2 protein-coding genes and 2 pseudogenes are annotated in these 3,340 nt (G+C 62.1%); 3 read left to right on the plus strand and 1 reads right to left on the minus strand.

Annotated elements, in window-relative coordinates; genetic code table 11:
- Positions 1-588, plus strand: a pseudogene (locus HUU99_RS15315) (relaxase/mobilization nuclease domain-containing protein); the annotation flags it as partial.
- A 286-nt stretch (positions 589-874) separates the two neighbouring features.
- On the opposite strand, the gene HUU99_RS15320 reads toward HUU99_RS15315, so the two are convergent.
- Positions 875-1,732, minus strand: coding sequence for an alpha/beta fold hydrolase (locus HUU99_RS15320; RefSeq protein ID WP_174287435.1), 858 nt, complete (start codon positions 1,730-1,732; stop codon positions 875-877).
- A 151-nt stretch (positions 1,733-1,883) separates the two neighbouring features.
- Here HUU99_RS15320 and HUU99_RS15725 point away from each other — a divergent pair.
- Together HUU99_RS15725 and HUU99_RS15325 are read left to right on the plus strand one after the other, a co-directional pair.
- A pseudogene (locus HUU99_RS15725) lies at positions 1,884-2,033 on the plus strand (helix-turn-helix domain-containing protein); the annotation flags it as partial.
- A gap of 39 nt (positions 2,034-2,072) precedes the next feature.
- The gene (locus HUU99_RS15325) at positions 2,073-2,783 is read left to right on the plus strand and encodes a LysR substrate-binding domain-containing protein (RefSeq protein ID WP_302480000.1); all 711 of its coding nucleotides are present in this window, start codon (positions 2,073-2,075) and stop codon (positions 2,781-2,783) included.
- Positions 2,784-3,340: the final 557 nt, after the last annotated feature.

Consider the following 3,340-nt stretch of genomic DNA (forward strand, 5'->3'; position numbering starts at 1 on the left):
CATCCGCACGTCCATCTGACGATCGCCGCGCGGGGAGAGGGGGGCGTGCGCTTCAACCCCCGCAAGGCCGACCTCGCCAATTGGCGCGAGGCGTTCGCGCGCGAGCTGCGCGCGCGTGGGATCGACGCCGAGGCGACGCCTCGCAGGGCGCGCGGGATCGTGCAGAAGGCCGAGCGGACGAGCGTCAGAAAGACGCGCGAACGAGCGGACGCCGCCAGCACCCTCCCGAAAGTCATCCAGGCCGGCCGCACGACAGCCGCCGCGATGGCGCGAGAGAATCCGCCCGCGCCACGACCTTGGGAGGTGCAGACTATCGTTCGGCAATCCGAAGTCCGGAAAGGTTACGCGAAGGCCGCCGAGATGCTGGAGCAGAGCGATGCACCCGAGGATCTCGCCTTGGCCCGGCAAACGCGGGCGTTCGTGGCGTCGATGCCACAACCGCTCGTTCGGGATCGTGAACTGGCCCAAGCGATTATCAGCGAAGGACGATCTCCTCGGTCGCTCGAAGCCGATCATGGCCCCCGAGGACAAGATGATCGCGGATCGGGATCAAATCCCAACCCTGCCAAGAAGGATCGTGAGAGGTAGGAGAGGCTAGGAGCCCGACGTCTTCAGATCGGCTTCGACGCCTCTTCGATCGTCGTCCATTGGGACTTTGCGGCCGTAGCCGCAGGCAGCGCCGCACGACAGCTTTCAACAGAAGCGGACGCTCGCCGGCTGGAGCTATTTCGCCTTCGATGATCGGGTCTGTTGGTTAGGTCGAGCGACAGCCCGCCTTCGAGGAGGCGGGCCACAATTCCCACGTTGCGCGATACCGCGGCCTTTCCCATAAGGATCAAGAAATGGGAACGCGCGCCGTTCTGTATTAAGCCTTTCAACGGGTTGCAGCCGTGCTCGCAACTTTGATACCATTGCGCGGCAGGCCATCGATGAAGGCCAAGATTCGTGGTGCAACGAGATCCGCCATCTCGGTATGCGGATAGTGGCCCGCGCCATCGACGATCATCGTCTCCGCTTTCAATTTGCCCGCTAGCATGCGCGCCTCTTCGATCGCGTCGGCGAAATCGGGGTCCTTGGTACCCATCACGACGAGCGTCGGCACCTTGGTCTGTTCCAGGATCGCCGCAGTATCGGCCTTCGACAAAGCCAGCATTGCCAGCAGTGCGTCCATCCGACCCGGCTCGCGAAGATTTCGCGTGATCGCCGCCTTGACCTCGGCTTGATCGGCGGGCTTGCTGGTCGGGAAGAGGCTGTTCCAGTACATCGTCCAGAAGCCGACTTTCCAAGGTCCGGCAAAGCCGATTTTCAAAGATAGTTTTTGGACGAATGACGCTTCGAGATCCCGGACGATCGGTCCCAGCATGACGACGCCGTTGACCTGCTCCGGCGAATCTTGCGCCGCCCAGAGCGCCGAGCCGGCGGCAAACGAGTTTCCAAGAATGGTCGCAGGACCGGCATCAAGATGCTTGAGGACCGCAACCGCGTCACGACCTACGGCACGCGCGGAATAATCGCTCCACTTCGCCGAGGTTTCACCGAAGCCGCGCGCATCGATCGTGACCACGCGGTAGCCTGCTTGCTGCAGGAAGGGGCGGATCAGGCGATATTCGGAGCGCAGGTCGCCCATGCCGGGGATGGCAAGGATGACGGGGTTAGCGCCGCCAGTGTCTTCGAACGCGACGCGGCCGCCTTCGGTGGTGATGAACTGGGTCTGCCCGCTGATGGCGTTCATGGTCTTCTCTTTCTTCGCTGTTCGGACACCGCCTCGACCGCGTTCCCGTGTTGACGTTCTCCAATTAGCGGTTCTATTTTTGCATCTTAATTGTCGAATATAGGATTAGGTCGTTTCAAAACCGAATAGCCTCGACTGGACGCTTCTCCGCTCCTTTCTCGCTGTCGTCGAAGGCGGCTCACTTTCCGCTGCGGCGAAGCGCATCGGTGCCACCCAGCCCACATTGAGCCGACACGTTCGCGAATTGGAGACGGTGCTGGGCGTCATCCTATTCACCCGTTCGGCCCAAGGCCTCGACCCGACCGATGCGGCCTTGGGCTTGATCGATGACGCCCGCGTTATGGGCGCTGCGGCCGAGGCGTTGAACCTTAAGGCGCGGGGCCGCTCTCAACAGCTATCCGGGACCGTCAGGATCACGGCGTCGGTCATCGTTGCCAACCTGATGTTGCCGCCGATCCTCGGTGCGTTGCGGCAGGCGGAGCCGACCATCCAGATCGAGATCGTCGCCTCGGACACAAACCAGAACCTGCTTCGTCGAGACGCGGACATCGCCATCCGCATGGCCGATCCGACGCAGAACGCACTCATCGCCCGCAGATTGGGGGATACGCTACTGGGCCTGTTCGCGACGCGTGCCTACTTCGATCGCAAGGGCCGCGTCGCCGCGCGCGAGAACCTTCGCCATCACGATCTCATCGGTCTCGATCGCAGCGACTTCCTGATCCGCGCTTTTGCCGGGCACATCATCCCCCGGACGCGCGAAGACTTCGCGCTTCGCACCGATGACGCGATGCTGTCCTGGAATCTGCTGCTCGCGGGCGCCGGCATCGCGATTGCGCAGCGGGTGTTGGCGAACCGCCACCCCGATCTCGAACAGATAGATGCCGGCATCACGTTGGGCGCCTTACCAGTCTGGCTGGTCATGAGTGAAGAGGTCCGCCGCAATGCCCGGATTCGGCGCGTGGCGGACTTCCTATCGACTGCCCTCACGGACGTACTCCGCGACGCTGCATTCGACCCACTATCGCCAGACGAGATCACAACCGGTTAGTAACACTGTTGCACGCCGATGCTTCGCCGCAGTTTTGGAAGTGTCAGAATTCCGGTTCGAAATGTCCTGGCTCAGGATCGACACCGCTTTGGCAATGCCCGGGCTATGGAATCTCCGGCCGTGCTGGCTTCCCCAATTGGGAACCATAGCGAGACAGTCGCCCCCTTAGGTCGCGCTACCAGCCATCCGAGCTATCCGCGTTCCGGGATCCGGTCCCAATTGCTTAACCCTAAATTGCCGCACACAGATAGAGAAATGGGAATGATCGCCCCAACGAATGACTGCTACTGAGGGCGCCAGATCGGAAATTTGAACGTTCGGGATTGGACGGTCCCCGACTGGCAACTTCGCAACCGCGTACGACCGCTCCTGTCAGAGCGAGCCGTTCCAGCTAGGGTCAGCGAACGACGACATCTGGTCGACACCGGTCGGCATCTCGTGGGGACGAAGCCGTCATTCGGGCAATCGGCCGGAAATGTCGGAGGCTGTGTGAGAACAGCCTTTAGCGCTGTCGGCAGTCACGCGCAGCGCGTTGGATGTTACGCCTGCATCGCGGC

Source organism: Sphingomonas bacterium (assembly GCF_903642285.1).
Taxonomy (GTDB): Bacteria; Pseudomonadota; Alphaproteobacteria; order Sphingomonadales; family Sphingomonadaceae; genus Sphingomonas.